Source organism: Pseudoalteromonas sp. SCSIO 43210 (genome assembly GCF_054133285.1).
The window spans coordinates 1,170,361-1,188,438 of record NZ_CP087225.1; the positions used below are offsets into that span (position 1 = coordinate 1,170,361).

General features: G+C 39.2%; 16 protein-coding genes. 10 read left to right on the forward strand and 6 right to left on the reverse strand.

The features are described 5' to 3' along the window. The first annotated feature begins 31 nt into the window (after positions 1–31). The 3 genes from LOS73_RS05265 to LOS73_RS05275 all read left to right on the forward strand — a co-directional run bounded on the left by LOS73_RS05265 (position 32) and on the right by LOS73_RS05275 (position 4,217). Complete coding sequence (locus LOS73_RS05265; protein ID WP_457934617.1) at positions 32–1,558, forward strand: mannitol dehydrogenase family protein; 1,527 nt, start codon at positions 32–34, stop codon at positions 1,556–1,558. Positions 1,559–1,560: 2 nt separating this feature from the next. Beyond that, positions 1,561–2,478 carry a carbohydrate kinase family protein gene (locus LOS73_RS05270; protein WP_007584308.1) on the forward strand — a complete coding sequence of 306 codons (918 nt, stop codon included), beginning with the start codon at positions 1,561–1,563 and terminating at the stop codon, positions 2,476–2,478. A gap of 269 nt (positions 2,479–2,747) precedes the next feature. Continuing rightward, positions 2,748–4,217 carry a carbon starvation CstA family protein gene (locus LOS73_RS05275; RefSeq protein WP_457934618.1) on the forward strand — a complete coding sequence of 490 codons (1,470 nt, stop codon included), beginning with the start codon at positions 2,748–2,750 and terminating at the stop codon, positions 4,215–4,217. Positions 4,218–4,301: 84 nt separating this feature from the next. Here LOS73_RS05275 and LOS73_RS05280 read toward each other — a convergent pair whose 3' ends face one another. Then, positions 4,302–4,820, reverse strand: a complete 519-nt coding sequence (locus tag LOS73_RS05280) for a TetR/AcrR family transcriptional regulator (RefSeq protein ID WP_007378853.1) — start codon at positions 4,818–4,820, stop codon at positions 4,302–4,304. 389 nt (positions 4,821–5,209) lie between these two features. Between LOS73_RS05280 and LOS73_RS05285 the strand changes: the two genes are divergently transcribed. The 3 genes from LOS73_RS05285 (at position 5,210) to LOS73_RS05295 (ending at position 7,051) form a co-directional block, all read left to right on the forward strand. Then, entirely contained in the window at positions 5,210–5,830 is a 621-nt protein-coding gene (locus LOS73_RS05285; RefSeq protein ID WP_457934619.1) for a glutathione S-transferase family protein, read from the forward strand. Between the two features lie 49 nt (positions 5,831–5,879). Beyond that, positions 5,880–6,572: a cupin domain-containing protein gene (locus LOS73_RS05290; protein WP_008139283.1), complete on the forward strand. Its 693-nt coding sequence runs from the start codon at positions 5,880–5,882 to the stop codon at positions 6,570–6,572. A gap of 98 nt (positions 6,573–6,670) precedes the next feature. Further along, positions 6,671–7,051, forward strand: coding sequence for a SpoIIAA family protein (locus LOS73_RS05295; protein ID WP_002960091.1), 381 nt, complete (start codon positions 6,671–6,673; stop codon positions 7,049–7,051). A 94-nt stretch (positions 7,052–7,145) separates the two neighbouring features. On the opposite strand, the gene LOS73_RS05300 is transcribed toward LOS73_RS05295, so the two are convergent. Next, positions 7,146–8,033 carry a LysR family transcriptional regulator gene (locus LOS73_RS05300; protein ID WP_008139280.1) on the reverse strand — a complete coding sequence of 296 codons (888 nt, stop codon included), beginning with the start codon at positions 8,031–8,033 and terminating at the stop codon, positions 7,146–7,148. A 119-nt stretch (positions 8,034–8,152) separates the two neighbouring features. Here LOS73_RS05300 and LOS73_RS05305 point away from each other — a divergent pair, with 119 nt between their 5' ends. The 3 genes from LOS73_RS05305 (at position 8,153) to LOS73_RS05315 (ending at position 10,194) form a co-directional block, all read left to right on the forward strand. Beyond that, positions 8,153–9,031 carry an MBL fold metallo-hydrolase gene (locus tag LOS73_RS05305; RefSeq protein WP_007378857.1) on the forward strand — a complete coding sequence of 293 codons (879 nt, stop codon included), beginning with the start codon at positions 8,153–8,155 and terminating at the stop codon, positions 9,029–9,031. Positions 9,032–9,071: 40 nt separating this feature from the next. Next, a complete protein-coding gene (locus LOS73_RS05310; RefSeq protein ID WP_457934620.1) occupies positions 9,072–9,722 on the forward strand; it encodes a DsbA family protein in 651 nt (216 codons plus the stop codon). A gap of 82 nt (positions 9,723–9,804) precedes the next feature. Next, a complete protein-coding gene (locus tag LOS73_RS05315; protein WP_007378859.1) occupies positions 9,805–10,194 on the forward strand; it encodes a nuclear transport factor 2 family protein in 390 nt (129 codons plus the stop codon). A gap of 43 nt (positions 10,195–10,237) precedes the next feature. Here the strand turns inward: LOS73_RS05315 and LOS73_RS05320 are convergent, their stop codons facing one another. From LOS73_RS05320 to LOS73_RS05330, 3 genes are all read right to left on the reverse strand, one after another. Then, positions 10,238–11,185 (reverse strand): carbohydrate kinase family protein, encoded by a 948-nt coding sequence (locus LOS73_RS05320; protein ID WP_007378860.1) that lies wholly within the window; start codon positions 11,183–11,185, stop codon positions 10,238–10,240. A 324-nt stretch (positions 11,186–11,509) separates the two neighbouring features. Next, positions 11,510–13,900 carry a TonB-dependent siderophore receptor gene (locus LOS73_RS05325; RefSeq protein ID WP_008139277.1) on the reverse strand — a complete coding sequence of 797 codons (2,391 nt, stop codon included), beginning with the start codon at positions 13,898–13,900 and terminating at the stop codon, positions 11,510–11,512. A 167-nt stretch (positions 13,901–14,067) separates the two neighbouring features. Further along, on the reverse strand, positions 14,068–15,297 hold the full coding sequence (locus LOS73_RS05330; RefSeq protein WP_007378862.1) for an MFS transporter: 1,230 nt from the start codon (positions 15,295–15,297) through the stop codon (positions 14,068–14,070). Positions 15,298–15,472: 175 nt separating this feature from the next. Here LOS73_RS05330 and gtfA point away from each other — a divergent pair, with 175 nt between their 5' ends. Then, on the forward strand, positions 15,473–16,945 hold the full coding sequence (gene gtfA / locus LOS73_RS05335; RefSeq protein ID WP_008139273.1) for a sucrose phosphorylase: 1,473 nt from the start codon (positions 15,473–15,475) through the stop codon (positions 16,943–16,945). A gap of 95 nt (positions 16,946–17,040) precedes the next feature. On the opposite strand, the gene LOS73_RS05340 is transcribed toward gtfA, so the two are convergent. Beyond that, entirely contained in the window at positions 17,041–18,072 is a 1,032-nt protein-coding gene (locus tag LOS73_RS05340; protein WP_007378864.1) for a LacI family DNA-binding transcriptional regulator, read from the reverse strand. Positions 18,073–18,078: the final 6 nt, after the last annotated feature.

An 18,078-nucleotide genomic window follows, 5' to 3' on the forward strand; every position in this document is an offset into this window, starting at 1 on the left:
ATATTTTATCTTTGTTTAGTAAGGTCGCACCATGACGCAACATCAACACACTGACGCTCTAGTTACAGGGCTAAACCAACAAAGCTTGGCTCAATTACCAAGCCATGTTGATACACCAACCTACGACCGTAGTGCAGTTAAAATCGGTATTGTACATATTGGTGTGGGCGGTTTTCATCGTGCTCACCAAGCAGTGTATGTTAACGAGCTTTTAAAAACTCCGGGCTCTGAGCAATGGGGTATATGTGGTGTTGGCCTTTTAGAGGGTAACCGTGGTCTGCGTGATATTTTAAAGCAGCAAGATTACCTTTATACGCTTACTGTTAGACACCCAGACGGTAAAATAGATAACAAAGTAATTGGCTCAATGATCGACTTTTTGTTTGCTCCAGAGGACAAACAAGCGGTAATTAATAAGCTAGCGCACAGCGATACTAAAATTGTGTCGCTTACTATTACCGAAGGCGGTTACAACTTTAACCCTGCAACGGGCGAGTTTGACACCAGTAATCCAGATATTATTAACGACATTAATAACCCAAACGACCCAATTACAGCGTTTGGCTACATTACTGCTGCGTTAAAATTGCGTAAAGAGCAAGGCCTAGGCGCGTTTACAGTACAGTCGTGCGATAACATTCAGCACAACGGTAACGTAACACGCAAAATGCTTTTAGCCTTTGCTACAGAGCAAGACAAAAACCTAAGTGAGTGGATTGAGCAAAACGTATCGTTTCCAAATGCGATGGTTGACCGTATTACACCGGTATCTAAAAAGAGTGATATTGATTACGTGGTTGATGCATATGGTGTTAGCGACGAGTGGCCAATTACCTGTGAGTCGTTTACACAATGGGTAATAGAGGACACATTTAGTGATGGTCGTCCAAGTTGGGATGTTGTTGGTGCTCAGTTTGTTACTGATGTAACGCCTTATGAAACCATGAAAATACGTTTACTTAATGCAGGGCATTCTGTGCTTGGTTTATTAGGTTCAATCCATGGCTATGGCACTATTGACGAAACGGTATCGGATGAATTATTTGCCACATACCTACGTGCTTTTATGGATAAAGAAGTAACGCCAAATCTTGAACCACCACTTGAAGGCATTGACCTTGAAAGCTACAAAGATACGTTAATAGAGCGTTTTGCTAATCCTAATATTAAAGACAGCCTAGCGCGTATCTGTAGTGAAAGCTCAGCTAAACTGCCTAAGTTTTTAATTGCCACAATTAACGAAAACCTAGTACAAGGTCGAGATGTATCACTGGCAACGCTTGTTATTGCTATTTGGTGCTTATACAGCGATAAGGGTTTAAGTGAAAACGGCGAAAAGCTTGAAATTCAAGATGCGATGCACAAAGAGCTTAATTCTTACGCGCAAGAGACTCAAACTAGCCCAATTGCATTTTTAAAGTTAACGAGCTTGTTTGGTAAGCTTGAGCATAACGAAACGTTTACTGCTGAATATAAAAAGTCGATTGCTGCGTTGTATGCACCTAATAGTAAAATTAAAGCCATTATGCAGGCTGTACTTGATCAAAAGAGTAACTAATTATGAGCATTTTAATTAATCATAAATCAGGCGAAAACGTAAGTGTTAGCTGCTTTGGCGAAGTGCTGTGGGATTGTTTTGATTCAGGTAAACGCCTAGGTGGCGCGCCACTTAATATGTGTGTGCGTATTAACTCACTAGGGATTAAAGCCGATATGATCAGCGCTGTTGGTAACGACGAGTTAGGCGCTGAGTTACTAGGCGAAATTACTAGCAAAGGCGTAAGCTGCGAATACATTGCTATTAATAGTGACAAAAAAACTAGCACGGTTGAGGTAACGCTCGACAGTGGTGGCTCTGCAAGTTATGAAATAGTGGCAGACACTGCGTGGGATAATATAGCGCTTACCGATGAGTTGCTTAGTAAAGTTAAAAGTAGCGATGTATTTGTATTTGGCAGCCTAATTGGGCGAAGCGAAGCGTCTTTAGCTACGTTAAATCAACTCGTTGATGTAGCAAACTTTAAAGTATTTGACGTAAATCTACGTGCACCGCATTACAAGCTAGAAACACTTGTAGATTTAATGAATAAAGCAGACTTTATTAAGTTAAACGATGAAGAGCTATACGAAATTGCAAAAGCGATGGGTTGTAAGTTTCATTCGCTTGAACAAAATTTAGCGTTTATAGCACAGCAAACAAATACCGATTACTTATGTGTAACCAAAGGCAGCCACGGTGCTTTATTAACAATCAAAGGCGAGAATTTTTATAATTCAGGTTATTTAATTAGCGTAATTGACACTGTTGGCGCAGGGGACTCGTTTTTAGGTTCGTTAATTTATCAGCTTTGTAGCAACGACGACGCGCAATATGCCGTTGACTTTGCATGTGCCGTTGGAGCAATGGTCGCCGAAAGTTCTGGCGCAACACCTACTTTAACGCATCAACAAATTAGTGAGTTTATGAACCCACTTTAAAAAACATTGTGTGTGAAAGCGGTTATAACGTAAAAGTTTAACCGCTTTTTTTGTGCCCAAAATAAGACGCGTGTAATAAATATTCAATGTGGAACGTTAAGTGTGCAGGTTGCGTAAATAGTGGCTTATATCGATTATTGTATTAGCTAAACGTCTTATTGTTTGAGGGTTGAAGCTTTGTTATTGTTCGTCGATTATTCACGGATTGAAAAGGCGGGGCGACACACAATGCGCTCTATAATACAAATACAAAAAGAGAAACGTGCTTTATGATCATCTTTTTTATCTGCCTCACTATTTTAATACTGGGCTATAAGTTTTACAGCCCATTTGTTGAAAAACAAGCCGGTTTGGATTCAACTGCTGACACACCACAAAAACGCTTTAGCGAAGGTGTTGATTACGTCGCTATTCACCCTGTAAGAGCATTTTTAATTCAGTTTTTAAACATTGCTGGCGTAGGTCCAATATTTGGCCCAATTTTAGGTGCTTTATACGGACCAGTTGCACTAGTATGGATTGTACTTGGTAATGTTTTAGGTGGCGCTGTACACGACTTCTTCTCAGGTGTAATGAGTATAAAAGAAGACGGTAAAAGCCTACCAGAAATCGCAGGCCATTATTACAACGTCGTATTTAAAGGCTTTATGCTTGTATTTACTGCCATGCTACTGTTTTTTGTAGGTGTAGTATTTATTATGAGCCCTGCAGGTTTGCTAAGTAACCTTGATTTTTTTGAAGGTACAATACTGGCAAGCAACACCTTTTGGGTACTTGCTATTTTAGCGTATTACTTTTTAGCGACCTTGCTACCAATTGATAAAATTATCACTAAGTTTTACCCAATTTTTGGTGCGCTAATGATTGTAATGACAGTGGCAATTGCTATTTCATTACTTATTAATGCGCCGCACTTACCGGTACCAAGTGACTTTTTAGCTTACTTTGAAGCTGATCACGCACATGACTTTTTAGAGCCAAACCCAGATGGATTACCAACATGGCCATTGTTATTTATAACAATTACTTGTGGTGCTATTAGTGGTTTTCACTCTACTCAAGCGCCTATTATTGCGCGCTGTTTAACTAACGAAAAATACGTACGTCCAGTTTATTATGGCGCTATGATGTGTGAAGGTATTGTAGGTTGTGTATGGGCACTTGCTGGTATTGCAGCGTTCCCAGAGGGTTACGCAGGCTTAAAAGCATTGCTTGATCAAGGTGGTCCAGGCTTAGTAGTAAACCATGTAGCTAACAGTTACTTAGGTGTATTTGGCGGTATAATGGCAATTATTGCAGTAGCCGTATTCCCAATTACTTCTGGTGATACAGCGTTCCGCTCATTACGTTTAACTGTTGTTGATGCGTTTAATATTCCGCAAAGCATACGTAACAGATTACTAGTGGCCGTTCCTATACTGACAATTGCGTACTTTATGACGAAGCTCGATTTCTCATTAATTTGGCGCTACTTTGCATTTTCAAACATGCTGCTTTCTACAAGCGTATTATGGCTTGCCACTAAGTACTTGTTTGACCGTGGCACATTCCATTGGATTGCCAGTGTTCCTGCTGTTATAGCAACAGCGGTAACGGTTTCTTATATTGGTACTGCCGCAATTGGTCTTAACTTATCAAGTGATTTAGGTAAACCTATTGGCGCAGCAGTCGCTGTGATAGGTTTAATTGTTTTAGCAATTGTGCACTCTAAGCATAAAGTTAAACCAACAGCGGTTTAATAATCACATAAGTTATTTAAAGCATTAAAAAAGCGAGCTATTGATTATCAATAGCTCGCTTTTTTTGTGTACTAAATTTAGGTATTACTGAGTTGCAAGTTCAAAGTAACTATTATCGTCGAGCGTTTTGCTTATCATCATAGCGCCCTCAAGCAAGCTCACTGTTTGAATAGCCGCTTTAGTAGGGTTGAGTTCACCATTAGCTAAGTGCGCAGCGCTAAGCCATGTTAGGTTTTGATTAAAAAAGCGTTTTACTTCAAGGCGTACTTTATCTGGAAGGCTATCGCTTTCGGCTCCTAGCAACCCGCATAAACACATTTTTTTATCGGTTACTAATGCACTTCTAAAAAGCTGTATGTACACATCAATAGGATTTTTACCGCTTGCTTTAAGCTCGCTTGGCTCGCCTAACGCAGCTAAAAAAGAATCAGTATATTGATGAGCAAGCTCTGCACCTAAATCGGCCTTAGTTGGAAAGTGATAGTGCACACTGGCGCTTTTAATGCCGACTTCGCTGGCGAGCTCTCTAAAACTAAAATTACTGTACCCGCCAAGGCGCACCTTGTTTTCAGCTGCTTTTAATAAAGCTTCTTTTTTACTCATTTTTAATATTTCCTATCCGTAGCAATACCAATTTTATTAAAACATGATCATTCTATCGCATTAAATAACTTACTAACTGCGTTAAAAATTATTCATTTAGAACAACTGCATGCCATAATTTTCGTCTTTTTCATTGCGCTATATTCTTAGCGCAATAATAGATCACTTATTTAATGCAATTGGTACAGTAAAATTATCGACCAGTAGGTAGTTATTTACAAGTGTTTTTACTTTTAAGCAACCCCCAAATTTTATTATGAATTAAGTTAAATCCCATAAATCAGAAAAATTTAAACGTTGACTTAAATTTAGTTTAATATTATAAATTACCTATCGGTAGGTAGTTTGCGCCGTTAATTCACTTCTAAACAATAAAGGTAGAGATTGCTATGAAAATTTATGATGTAGAAAACTTTCCAAATCCACTTCGTGTTCGTATCGCTTTAGCTGAAAAAAATGCCACTTCAAATGTTGAGTTTGTAGCTGTTGATTTATTAAATGGTGAACACAGAACAAAAGCCTTTTTAGCTAAAAACCCATTAGCAGGTGTACCCGTATTAGAGCTAGATGACGGCACGTTTATATCAGAAAGTACCGCTATTACTGAGTATATTGATACCACGTTTGAAGGCCCATCTTTAATGGGTGAAACCGCAAAAGAGCGTGCAGTAATTAACATGATGCAAAAGCGTGCAGAATCTATGGTGCTTGACGCTGTGGCAACTTACTTTCATCATGCAACTGATGGCTTAGGTCCTGAGCTTGAAACATATCAAAATGTGGCTTGGGGTGAAAAACAAGGCGAAAAAGCGCGCCAAGGGTTTAGCTATTTTAATGATGTACTAGCGCAATCGGCGTTTGTTGCTGGTGAACAATTTAGTATTGCTGATATTACTTTGTATGCTGGGCTGGTATTTGCTGGATTTGCACAAATAGCAATCCCGAATGAGTTAACCCATTTAGTTGCATGGCAAGAAAAAGTAGCAAAACGCCCAAGTGTTGCAGCTTAATTAGGTTATTAGTTTAAAATTTAAGTGAAGTTACGCTTAGGAGCCAAATATGAAAATAGCTGCCGATTTTAGTAAACGAGTTGTGGTACATAGCGAATCGCTCCCGTGGGTTGCATCGCCAATGGCGGGCGTTGATAGACGAGTGCTCGATAGAGTGGGCGACGAAGTTGCTCGCGCAACGACTATTGTTCGTTATGCACCTGGCAGTGAATTTTCGCCGCATGTACATACAGGCGGTGAAGAGTTTGTTGTGCTTGAAGGGGTATTTCAAGATGAGCATGGTGACTTTGCGGCAGGTTCTTATATCCGTAATCCACCGCAATCAAAGCACAAACCGGGGTCTGAAAATGGCTGCGTTATATTTGTAAAGTTATGGCAGTTTCAGCCAGATGACCGAACGCACGTGCGTTTGCAAACAAACTTGATGCAAAGTACGGTGCATCCTAGTTTTAAAAATATTGCCGTAACCCCTTTATATAAAGACGACTTTGAAGAGGTAAGCTTGCTGCACTTTAAGCCCAACGCCTGCATGGTTATAAACGCAAAAGGTGGAGCAGAGCTGCTAGTACTTGAAGGCTCATTTGATGAGCAAGCCGATACTTTTGTAAAAAACAGTTGGTTAAGAGTGCCTATCAATAGCTCCGTTAACGTTAAAGCGGGAAGTAATGGTGCAAAAGTATGGCTTAAAACGGGTCATTTAACTGATGTAGAAAACCAGATATCTCGCGTACAAAATGCGTAATTGAGTCGTTTATTTGAGACTATTTATTGATCTAGTTCAGGACTAATTAATTTTAGAAGGTGTACTTTTACCACTCAGCCTATTTAAGGAGAGCAGTAATGGTACACACAACACATGGTTTATCTATTGGTCTTGAACGTGCAGGAAGAGAGTTTTTTTTAAAACTCAAAGCCGTTGGTACGCTTACTCACGACGATTACAAGATAATTACCCCAATGATAAACTCAGCTCTTGGCGAAGTTAAGCACCCAGTCGTGAACGCCTTAATAGATGGTAGCGAACTTGAAGGTTGGGAATTACGCGCAGCGTGGGATGACTTAAAATTAGGTGTTAAGCACTCTAAAGAATTTAAAAAAGTAGCTATTTACGGTAATAAAGAGTGGCAAGCTCGAATGGCAAAAATAGGTAACTGGTTTATATCGGGTGAGGTTCAATACTTTGAAAATGCTACCGCAGCAATAGATTGGTTAGACGAATAATAAATCCCTTCTCCAAAAAATAGCGCTTACAAAGCGCTATTTCAACTCTTAAATAAAGAACTTATAGCGAACGTTTAATAGTTTTCGCTTATTGTTAAGTATCAATTTTATCAAAATACGTTACTAAGCTATCAATAAATGAACGAAGTGCAAGTGACTGATGTTTCCTGGAGCGGTAAATACCGTATATGCTCAAAGTTTGTGGTTTAAGGTGTGGTAGTAAATGTATTAACTTTCCATTATTTATATATTTCTGCGCAGCAAACTTAGGTTGTAGAGTTATTCCTTGATTATTAAGAGCAGCTTTTAACAGTAAGCTCGAATCATTAGCACTGAAGTTACCAGCAATCGCTACAGATACGGGTTTTTCAGGGTGTGAAAAATGCCACATACTTTTTTCAAACCGTGAATAGTTTAAACAGTTATGGCGACTCAAATCATCCGTAGTTATAGGCTTAGAGTTTTTTTCTAAATATTCTGGGCTTGCACATAATACTGAATGGCATTTCCCAAGTGGGCGAGCAATTATATTAGGATCTAAGTCATTGGTAATTCTAATTGCTAAATCTATTCGCTCTTCTACCAAATTTGTAACGTGATTACTAATTTGTACATCAATACTGACTTCGGGATGAGCGTGTAAGAATTGTTGCAACATATCTGGTAGTACATCATGTGCTAAAAAAGGCGAGCACGACAACCTAATTTGCCCGTTTAATTTGTTATTACTTTCTATCGGCGCACTAATATTTTGGGCGATGGCAATGAGCTCTCGGCTATGATTAAGTACTTTTTCACCCTCTGCCGTGAGTGTTATTTTTCTTGTTGACCTATGGAGTAGTTGGGTATTTGCCCACTTTTCCATTTGATTCAAATACCGTGTAACCATAGATCTAGACATATCTAAAGCACGGGCAGCACCGGCTAGACTTTTCTGCTCTACAATTTTTATAAATACATCAGCTGCAATAATTCTATCCATTCACTTTGCCTATATGTTCGATTTATGCAACAGATAGTTGCATTCTGCCTAGTTTTTAATTCTTAAATTGCAACATACAATAGCCTCATCTTAACGAAATAACAAACAGGCTACTGAGAATGAAAAAAGTTAAACACGTATTAGCAGCAACAGCTTTATTAGCAAGCACATTAATGCAACCGGTATTAGCGCAAAGTGAATTAGTTGTGGATGTATATAACCCACAAGACAAAAGTATTTTTGCTGTCTCATCAAGCATTATAAGTGGTAATAACGAAGTGTTATTAGTGGATGCCCAATTTCAGCGTAATGATGCACAAGCATTGGTTGAAAAAATAAAAGCGAGCGGTAAAACATTAACAGCTGTTTATATTAGTCACAGCGACCCTGATTTTTACTTTGGTTTAGATGTAATTAAAGCTGCTTTTCCAAAAGCAAAGTTATTAGCAACTAAATCAACAGTAGAGAATATTAAACGCTCAATGCAAGGAAAGTTAAATTATTGGGGGCCTATTTTAAAGAGCAACGCACCTAAAGAACTTATTTTGCCAGAAGTAATACTATCAAATACCCTAACTATAGATGGGAAAGAAATTATTATTAAAAATTTACAGCATGATCCAAAGCATACTTACCTTTGGATCCCTTCTATAAAAACAGTGCTGGGTGGGGTTGTAGTATTTGATCAAATGCATGTGTGGTTGGCTGATTCGAGCACTGCCGCAGAGCGTCAAACTTGGCAGTCAACATTAGATAACATTGAGAATTTAAAACCACAGACTGTTATTCCAGGTCACTTTTTACAGGGCAGTAAACAAGACCTTTCTGGTGTGTCATTCATGAAAGGGTACTTAAATAAAGCGGATAGCGCTGCAAAAAATGCAAAAAACTCAACTGAATTTGTAGAGATCATGACTCAAGCTTACCCTGATTTAGGTGCAAGAAGCATTTTAGAGTTGGGCTCAAAAGTGGTTATGGGTGAGATGCAATGGCACTAAGTGCCCTTGCGTTAAGCGATTTTTAGATAGGAAATATTTAATGAAAAACGCAACGTTACATATAATTGTTGACCCTTTATGTGGTTGGACTTACGGCAGCGTGCCCTTGATCACCGCTGCTGAAAATATTGATGGTTTAATTGTAAAAGTACACAGTGGAGGCATGCTAACAGGTGATAATGTCAAACCTGTGACTCCTGCATGGCGTGAATTTGCACTTAAAAACGACAGTGTCATAGCGAAGAAAACCGGTCAGGTATTTGGTAGTAACTATACTGATGGGCTTTTAAAAACCAACGATATTATACTCAACTCGGCTCCGGCTATTACCGCTATATTGGCAGCGCAAGCGCTTGGTATATCAGGTGGGAAAATGCTTAATAGTATTCAACATGCTTATTATGCTCAGGGTAAAAACATTATGCAGCTGCATGTACTGACTGATATTGCATTGGAGCTGGGTTTAAACAAGGCCTTATTTGAAACCCACTTTAATGCGCTAGAAGGCGATGCAACAGATCAACATATAGCACAAAGCCGCGGCTTATTACACGATATTCATGGGCAAGGTTTTCCTAGTACAGCATTTGAATTTGACACAGGTAAGTGGCAAAAAGCTGATATAGCCCATTATTATGGAAAAACTGAGCAGTGGGTTACCTACTTACAGCAATCAGTTGCGCTAGTATAGTGTGATGAAACTTCTAAATAATAAAGCTGTTTATATTACAGCTTTATTGAGCTTCCTTTTTATAGTGCAAGGGTGTGTGAAAATGAGCAACATAGACATAATTAAAAGTACGTATGAAGGCACAACATCACAAGAGAATGGGCAAAATTTAGTTGCTCATGCAAGTGATACTATTACTTGGAAAGAGGCTGATGGTTTTGCCTATGCTGGTACTTACCATGGTATGAATGATATTACTGAACATGTTTTTCAAAAGCTTGCAAGCGAGTGGTATAACTATACGTTTACGCCACAAAACTACTTATCCCAAGATGATACTGTTGTAGTGTATGGCACGTATTCTGGTACTTATATTAAAACGGGTAAAAAAATGCAAGCTAGGGTCGCGCATATTTGGCAGCTTAAAAATCAAAAAATAACGCACTTTGAACAAATAGTGGATAGTAAAATGGTGTTTGATGCTATGCAGTAACTACGCGTTACTGCATATTTGAACTTAAAAAACATTAGGTCTATTAAATTACATCAGCCAACACCGGTAATGCCGGAAATGCCCCTTTAGCTAAACACGCTTTAGAGCCACATTTTAGGCCAAAGTTGAGTGCGCGTTTTACTATTTTCTCATCATTTATTTTAGCAGTAAGTAATACATCTTCATTGTTATGGTTTAGATAATATAAAACACCAGCAATAAAAGCATCGCCTGCGCTTGTTGTATCAACAGCTGTAATAATTGGTGCCGATTCACTTAGCGTGAACTCATTATGATAAACTGTCGCAGGCTCAGGACCATCTGTTAAAAATACTACGCTAACACCAACATCTAAAAGTGATTGTAAATAATCCTCGGGTAGCTGCTTTGTTTGTTCTGCTAAAAAGTTTAGCTCATCACGAGAGAGTTTAACTATGTCGCAATACTCATAGCAAGCACGTACATTTGCTTCAATATCATCTATGCTTTGCCATAAGCTGTAGCGTAAATTTACATCAAAGCTTACTAATTTATTGTTACTTTTAGCAAGCTGCAAAGCGCTAAATGTAGTTTGCGCAATTGCGTTATTGGTAAGCGTGTTTGAACAAAAGTGTAGGGTACTTAGTTTTTCCCATTGAATTTGCGCCAAGTGATCACTCGTTAAAAGCAAATCGGCCGTATTTTGGCGATAAAAATTAAAACTGCGCTCGCCTGTATCATCAAGGCTAACTATTACCATTGCAGTTTGCGAGCCCATAACTGTAAATAAGTAGTCAGTGCTTACATTGTATTGTGTAAGTGCTTTAGCAAGTTGCTTGGCAAAGTAGTCATCGCCCATACCACCACAAAAAGCAGCTTTACCACCTAACTTTGCATAGCCTACGGCTACATTAGCAGGTGCGCCGCCTGCAATAGGTAAATAAGCACTGTTTTGAGAGTCTTGCGGCAGCATATCAATAAGTAGTTCGCCGAGGCTAAGTAGTTGGGTCATATTGTAAATCCTAAAAAACCTAGCAAGGCTAGGTTAAAGTCAGTGGGAGAATTACTAAATAACCTGAACTCTGGATAATAAATCTATCTCGAGCAGCTATTTTCAGCGCTAACTGCGTTGAATTTATTTGTAATAGGCTAGCTATTGACGCGTAAATTCGCCTTGTTTTCACAGAAAATATCTGGCTAGAGAAAATAAATTTAAATATCACCATGATTCAATACGTTAGTAAATATCTTAACCAGAGTTCAGGTTTAATAAGTTTAGTTAGTTATAAAGCGCTGAAACAAAAAATCGTTTCAGCGCTTACACACTAGAACTCTATTAGTTAAACGCGTATTTAAGCGTTAAAGATGTTGTACGGCCATTAATAGCACGAGCACGGATAATATTGTTTTCAGGTACTGAACCTTCCTCTGCTTCTGTAATACCTACTGTATCGAAGAGGTTATTTACATTAAGGGCAATGTTAAGGTTTTCAGATAAGTCATAACTTACAAAGCCATTTACTTGTGTGTAACCGTCAAGTTTAAGGTCGTTATTATCTTGTGCATATGCATCGGTAGTACCAATAAAGCTAAGGCCAGCAGAGCCTTGCTCATAGTTATAACGTGCCATTAATGAATAAATTAAATCAGCTTGACGACGCGGTGTATTACCTACTACCTCAGGAGCAAGTGCGTCTTTGGCTATTTCTGCGTCGGTCCAGGTTAAATTACCACGGAAATCCCATGCATCAATAAAGTAAGTAGATTCTATTTCGATCCCTTTTGCTTCGTATTCACGGTCAAAAAATGTTTGTGATGTTGCTTCAAAGTTTTGCTCTTCAGTTTCGGCAAAAAACGCAGTAGCAAACACTGATAATGAATCAAAGCGCTTTTTAACACCAAACTCAAATTGGTTCACTTCATCAACTGCGTCTTCTTTTGCAACAGAGCCGTCAGCGCGTACTTTACCAAATAAAAGTCGGTCGGCGTTTGCTCGCCCGCCCTTACTTATACGTGCAAACGTGGCAAGGCTTGGGTCAATTTGGTAATTAGCACCAATTGAATAAGACGAATAGTTCCAGTCATAGTTTACTGGACTTGCGTTTGCAGTATCAATTCCAGCAACATTTTGTTCCGGCACAGAGATCACACCGTCGCGGTTCATATCTACTGTTGAAGTCACTGCACCTGCGTATGTTCCGCGAGCTTCACCGCTATCGTAGCGAGCACTTGCATCAATACTGACATCACCTAGCTTAGTCGAAAATGCTACGTAAGGGGCGCGAGTATCGTATTCTGTATCGTAATCACGTTGACAACAGTTACCAAATGCACTGTAAGCGTATAAACCGTTTTCAGATAACTCAGTGCCATCGGCACCTGTTACATTTAATAATGCAGCATTGTCACCCTTGAGCTCCATTACGTAAGAGTTCCATAACCACGACATAGCAATGTTTTGCGTAGATGCATAGTAACCAAATGTAAGGCTGGTATCATCGTCGAACGATTTAGTTAATTTAAAGTCATTAACTATAGAGCCGAAGTCATTCATTGTGACATCAAATGTCACCATCTTCATTGCTAAACCATCGTTAAACGCTTCACCGGTGTTCGCGTTACTCAAGGTTGCACCTGCGCCACCAATGCTTTCAGCTATTGATGTTGCACTACCGACTTGTTCTGTGAAAGGTGAATTAAAGTTACCGCTAATTGATGACTTACGGAAACGGTTTTCAATACGCCAATCGTTATCTAGATCAAATACAGCTTCAAAACCAACAGAGTCAACCTTTGGATTCATACCATCACGGATATCGCCGCTGCTAATTTGGTTTTCACCATTTAAGCGTACTGTTTTAGTAAATAACGCTGAGTGAGGGGTGTCTGACTGCGCATCAAAGCCAGCAATAGAGTCACCATTTGAGTACATTGGCATAGGAAGGTAGCCAACACTCTTATCGTCTAAGTGTTTGTAATAAAGGCGAACGTAGCCATTTTCAAAATCTTTTGTAAGGTTAGCTTTAATTTGGCCACCTTTATTAGACGTGTAACCTGTTTCGCGCGGGCCTTCGCCTTGTCGAACAAAACCACCAACATGAAAACGCACGCTATCGGTTAAGTAAGTGCCGTATTCAAAGTCTGTACGAACGCTGTCGTAATCTAAGCCTAGTGTTGTAGACACACTGCCAGATTCGTTTTCGCCATTTTTAGAGATAAAGTTAATAATGCCACCAGGTGCATTACTTGCTGCAGTAGATGCTGAGCCACCACGAATCGATTCAATTGTTTGCACCGTATTATCTAATCGCATAAAAATATCAGAATTACCAAAAGCGATGTCACCGTATTGCATTACAGGTAACCCATCTTCTTGTAATTGTAGAAATTTAGCACCGCCTGATGCTACAGGTAAACCACGAACAGCAATATTTGCATTACCTTCACCACCGGTAGATTCTGCACGAATACCCGGAATAATTCTAAACGCTTCTGCTGTTGAGCGAGGGGTAGACACTTGAACTTGTTCAAGTGATACGCTACTAACTGATACACTAGAAGCCATGATTGTTGTTCGACGTGGTACGCCGGTTACAACAATTGTTTCAAGACCTTTGTTTTGTGACGCTTCTGGTTTTGCTTGATCTGTTTCTTGTGCGTGAACGCCTTGGCTTACGGCAAGTGCTAAAGCACTGATTAAATATAAAGGTGTATTGTGTGTTGTCATGTGAACGCCTCGTTGTGTTGAGCCCGATGGGTTTGTTATTTTTACTTAATCGATTAAGTAAAAATAACAAATATTTTACAATAAGCAAATTATTTTATTATTAATTTGTTATTTATTTACCCATCTGTTGTTTTTTATAGTGTTTTTTATTGTATTAAAATACAAATTTACTCTGTAATTGGGTTACTTTCTGTTAAAGCACTTGCTGATGGGTCACGGCTATAATTAAATAACATAGCTAAAAACAGAATAACTGCAAAGCCTGTTGCTAAGTAAAATCCATAGCGTACATGGCCAAAGTAGTCGCTGATCATACCCATAAACAATGGGGCTAAGGCAGCTGATAAAGCAGTAAAAAAGAGTATAACGCCTGCTACAGCACCGTGTTGCTGCACTGCAAAACACGATATACCTTTGGAATTTAAAGTTGGGTAAACCATTGACATAAATAAACCCGAAAGCGGTAATAACACGACAGCCCAATCAACGCCTCCAAATAACGTACCTACATAGCACAATGCAATGCCAAAGCTTAAATAAGCCATAACACCTTGCCAGCTATAACGGTTTAATAACCATACCGCGATAAAGCGACCTGCTGCACGTAGTACAAAAAATATGGTTAGTGCATAGGTTGCAAGGAGTGGCCAAGAACCAGTGTAGTCTTTTAAAAGCGTAGGCATCCATACGTATATAGCAACTTCAGTAGCTACATAAAGTGCGATAGCTAGCGAAAAACCAAGGGCATACGGGTTTTTAATCATTTTCATGGTGGTTGCCAAAGAGGCTGGCTTTTCAGTTGTTTTAACAACGCTAGGGTAGTCGGCACGCCAAGCTAAAAAAGCAAGGACTAAACACATAACTCCTGCAATAATATACAGGTATGTCCAACTTACGTTTTGCACGAGTAATATTCCAACCAGCGCAGGTCCTACAATGGCACCAATGCCAAAGAAACCCTCAACCTTATTCATTGTTTTAGTGTGGTCCTCGTTACTATGTGAAATATCACCAAGTAAGGCAAGTGCACCAGTTTTAAATAAACCAATCGCTAAGCCTATACAGCAAAGGAGTACTAAAAAGAATGCAAAGCTGGTGCTAAAGGCGAATAAAAAACAACTCGCTGAAAATATTAATAAACCTAGCATAATAGTTTTTTTACGCCCAAGGCTATCGGCTAAAAAGCCTAAAAACAATCCACTAAAGGCAATGAGTGCCATAGGCGCGTAATGAAATGCACTGGCTTGGGTCATACTCAGCCCAAACTCAGTAATGAGTTCAGGGATGATCATACCTACTGCGTCAGAGGTCATGGCAAACATAAAAAACATCATGTATGTAAGCCAACGTATTTGTTGCAACGGATCGTTGCTTACGTGTGTGTGTGATTTTGTCATGTATTTTTCCTCGTTAAATGCTCTGTTAACACCCAGTAAGTCAATCAGTTACTTATTGTAGTATCATGTGAGCCACGATTTTTGTATGTAAAATTTTTAAAAATTACTTGTAAATTCTTACTCGCTAGTTAAAGATATATCTTAATCGATTAAGTTTCAACATGGTATTCACACAATGATGAAGAATAAAGTTCAATTGATCACATACGCTGATCGAATCACTGGCCAAAATATAGGCGCGCTAACCACACTTTTAAACGGCCCTTTAAAAGGCGTATTTGGTGGTGTGCACTTATTGCCATTTTACAACCCTATTGATGGCAGCGATGCTGGCTTTGACCCTATTGATCATAGTGAAGTTGATTCTAGAATAGGCACTTGGGAAGACATACAAGTATTAGGCAAAGATCTCGACTTAATGGCAGACCTAATTGTTAACCATGTATCGGCGCAGTCTTTTCAGTTTCAAGATGTATTAGCGAAAGGTAAGCAGTCAGAATTTTGGGATTTGTTTTTAACCAAAGAAGATGTTTTTCCCGATGGTATGAGCGAAGCTGAGCAAAAAGCAATTTACCGCCCGCGTCCAGGTAGTTGCTTTACCCCAATGAAGTGTGGCGATGGTAAAACGTATGATTTTTGGACCACATTTACCGACAATCAAATCGATATAAATGTAAAAGTAGAAGCGGGTGTTGCGTATTTAAATAACGTACTTACTAAATTTTCGGCTAACAATGTAAATATTATTCGTTTAGATGCGGCGGGTTACGCGATTAAGCAAGCTGGCACTAACTGCTTTATGCTTGATGAAACGTTTGGCTACCTAGATAACTTATCTAAGCAGGCAAACGATTTAGGCATGGAAACCATTGCAGAAATACATAGCCATTATCAAACTCAGGTAGAAGTGGCAAAACGCGTCAATATGGTTTACGACTTTGCGTTACCACCGCTTATTTTACACAGCTTATTTAACAACGATGTAGATGCACTGCTCAAATGGTTACAAATTTCGCCACGTAACTGCTTAACTGTACTTGATACACACGACGGTATTGGCATTATTGACGCAGGTCCAATGGGCGACAAACCAGGGCTATTAAATGCACAGCAGATTGATAACCTAGTCGAAACAATGCACGCCAACAGCAACAATCAAAGCCGCCAAGCTACGGGCGCTGCGGCGAGTAATGTCGACTTATATCAAGTTAACTGTACGTACTACAACGCATTAGGCGCTAAAGACTTTGATTACTTATTGTCGCGTGCAATTCAATTTTTTGCTCCAGGTGTACCACAAGTGTATTACGGCGGCTTATTTGCCTGTGAAAACGACATGGAATTACTGACAAATACAAATGTTGGCCGTGATATTAACCGCCCATATTTAGATGCAAATATAATCGACAAAGCCTTAAATAAGCCTGTAGTAAAAGGTTTAATTGAATTAATTAAAATTCGCAATACACACCCCGCATTTGCAGGTGAGTTTAGTGCGCAAGGTGAAGGCAGTATGTGTTGTTTATCGTGGCAACTAGATGAGCAAACTATTTCACTCACTGTTGATTTTAAATTACGCCATGCACTTATTACACAAGTGAACGGCGATGAAGAAACAACGATTAACTTAAATTCATTTTTAGCTTAATATTATAAAAGTAATTTACAAACGTCATGTAAAGCAAAAGCCAAGCTTAAGTAGCTTGGCTTTTTAACACATAAAACTATTACAAGGTTTGTAAGCTAACTACTCGCACCAATCTCTAATTCGTAACTGACTTCCTGAGTTTTTTCTTCTTTAGAAATAAATAATTCAGCGGCTATAACGCCTTTTTCTTGGCTGTTTTGATGAATGGTGGTTAGGCGAGGTACAAACCGGGCTGCTTCATCAATACCATCAAAGCCAACAATACGCAGTTCTTCACCTATTTTTATGCCTTGTTTTATTGCTTCTCGCATTGTGGCAAGGGCAATTAAATCACTCATACAAATAATAACGTTAGGGCGAGGGGAGGCACTTAAAACCTCCTTAGCAGCAATGCTTGCAAAACGCTCGCTACTTTCAGGAATGTTCCAAATACGATCGTCAGCTACCGTAATATTTGCCTCGTTTAAAGCGCGTTGATAACCACGTAAACGTTGATGCGAAATAGATTGTCCGGTTTCAAATTCGTGATGCTCATACACGCGGCATAATACGTTTTCATCAAGTAATCTAAGCCCTAATATAGCCACTTTATCGTTTTGATTATGTAGTACGTGTTTAGCAATTTCGTAACTTGCTTGCTCGTTATTAATATTTACAGAGGCATTGCGAGCAATATCAAAATCAATAGTCACTACATGTTTAGACACTGTTTTTAACTGCTCAACTAACGCGTTATTACGAGGGCGGCCATAACAAATAAAGCCATCTACAAAGTCGACTACGTTGTTAAGGTTATCGCTATTACCTGAAAACAATAAAACATTAATGCCGTTTTTTTCAAGCACCGAGGTAACACCGCGCATAAAGCTGCTCGCAACGGGGTCAGATACCATGTATTCCACACTATCGGGTAGCACTAAAGCAACAATATTAAATGTGCCATTACGCAACGATTGCGCGGCCTTATTAGGGCCATAATAACCAAGCTCTTTACATGCATTAAGTATGGCTTCACGGCGTTTGGCAGAGAGTTGATCTGGGCGATTAAACGCGTTAGAAACCGTCGCATTAGACACGCCTAATTCTTTAGCGATACTTTTTAGGGTCCAGCGGATTGGTTTGCTCATTAATTA

Excerpts from the sequence above, each read along its gene's own strand:
- LOS73_RS05320 (WP_007378860.1), bottom strand. The coding sequence starts at position 11,185 with ATGACCCAACTACTTAGCCTCGGCGAACTACTTATTGATATGCTGCCG.
- LOS73_RS05290 (WP_008139283.1), top strand. The coding sequence starts at position 5,880 with ATGAAAATAGCTGCCGATTTTAGTAAACGAGTTGTGGTACATAGCGAA.
- LOS73_RS05280 (WP_007378853.1), bottom strand. The coding sequence starts at position 4,820 with ATGAGTAAAAAAGAAGCTTTATTAAAAGCAGCTGAAAACAAGGTGCGC.
- gtfA (WP_008139273.1), top strand. The coding sequence starts at position 15,473 with ATGATGAAGAATAAAGTTCAATTGATCACATACGCTGATCGAATCACT.
- LOS73_RS05300 (WP_008139280.1), bottom strand. The coding sequence starts at position 8,033 with ATGGATAGAATTATTGCAGCTGATGTATTTATAAAAATTGTAGAGCAG.
- LOS73_RS05275 (WP_457934618.1), top strand. The coding sequence starts at position 2,748 with ATGATCATCTTTTTTATCTGCCTCACTATTTTAATACTGGGCTATAAG.
- LOS73_RS05310 (WP_457934620.1), top strand. The coding sequence starts at position 9,072 with ATGAAAAACGCAACGTTACATATAATTGTTGACCCTTTATGTGGTTGG.
- LOS73_RS05315 (WP_007378859.1), top strand. The coding sequence starts at position 9,805 with ATGAGCAACATAGACATAATTAAAAGTACGTATGAAGGCACAACATCA.
- LOS73_RS05285 (WP_457934619.1), top strand. The coding sequence starts at position 5,210 with ATGAAAATTTATGATGTAGAAAACTTTCCAAATCCACTTCGTGTTCGT.
- LOS73_RS05330 (WP_007378862.1), bottom strand. The coding sequence starts at position 15,297 with ATGACAAAATCACACACACACGTAAGCAACGATCCGTTGCAACAAATA.
- LOS73_RS05265 (WP_457934617.1), top strand. The coding sequence starts at position 32 with ATGACGCAACATCAACACACTGACGCTCTAGTTACAGGGCTAAACCAA.
- LOS73_RS05325 (WP_008139277.1), bottom strand. The coding sequence starts at position 13,900 with ATGACAACACACAATACACCTTTATATTTAATCAGTGCTTTAGCACTT.
- LOS73_RS05305 (WP_007378857.1), top strand. The coding sequence starts at position 8,153 with ATGAAAAAAGTTAAACACGTATTAGCAGCAACAGCTTTATTAGCAAGC.
- LOS73_RS05295 (WP_002960091.1), top strand. The coding sequence starts at position 6,671 with ATGGTACACACAACACATGGTTTATCTATTGGTCTTGAACGTGCAGGA.
- LOS73_RS05340 (WP_007378864.1), bottom strand. The coding sequence starts at position 18,072 with ATGAGCAAACCAATCCGCTGGACCCTAAAAAGTATCGCTAAAGAATTA.
- LOS73_RS05270 (WP_007584308.1), top strand. The coding sequence starts at position 1,561 with ATGAGCATTTTAATTAATCATAAATCAGGCGAAAACGTAAGTGTTAGC.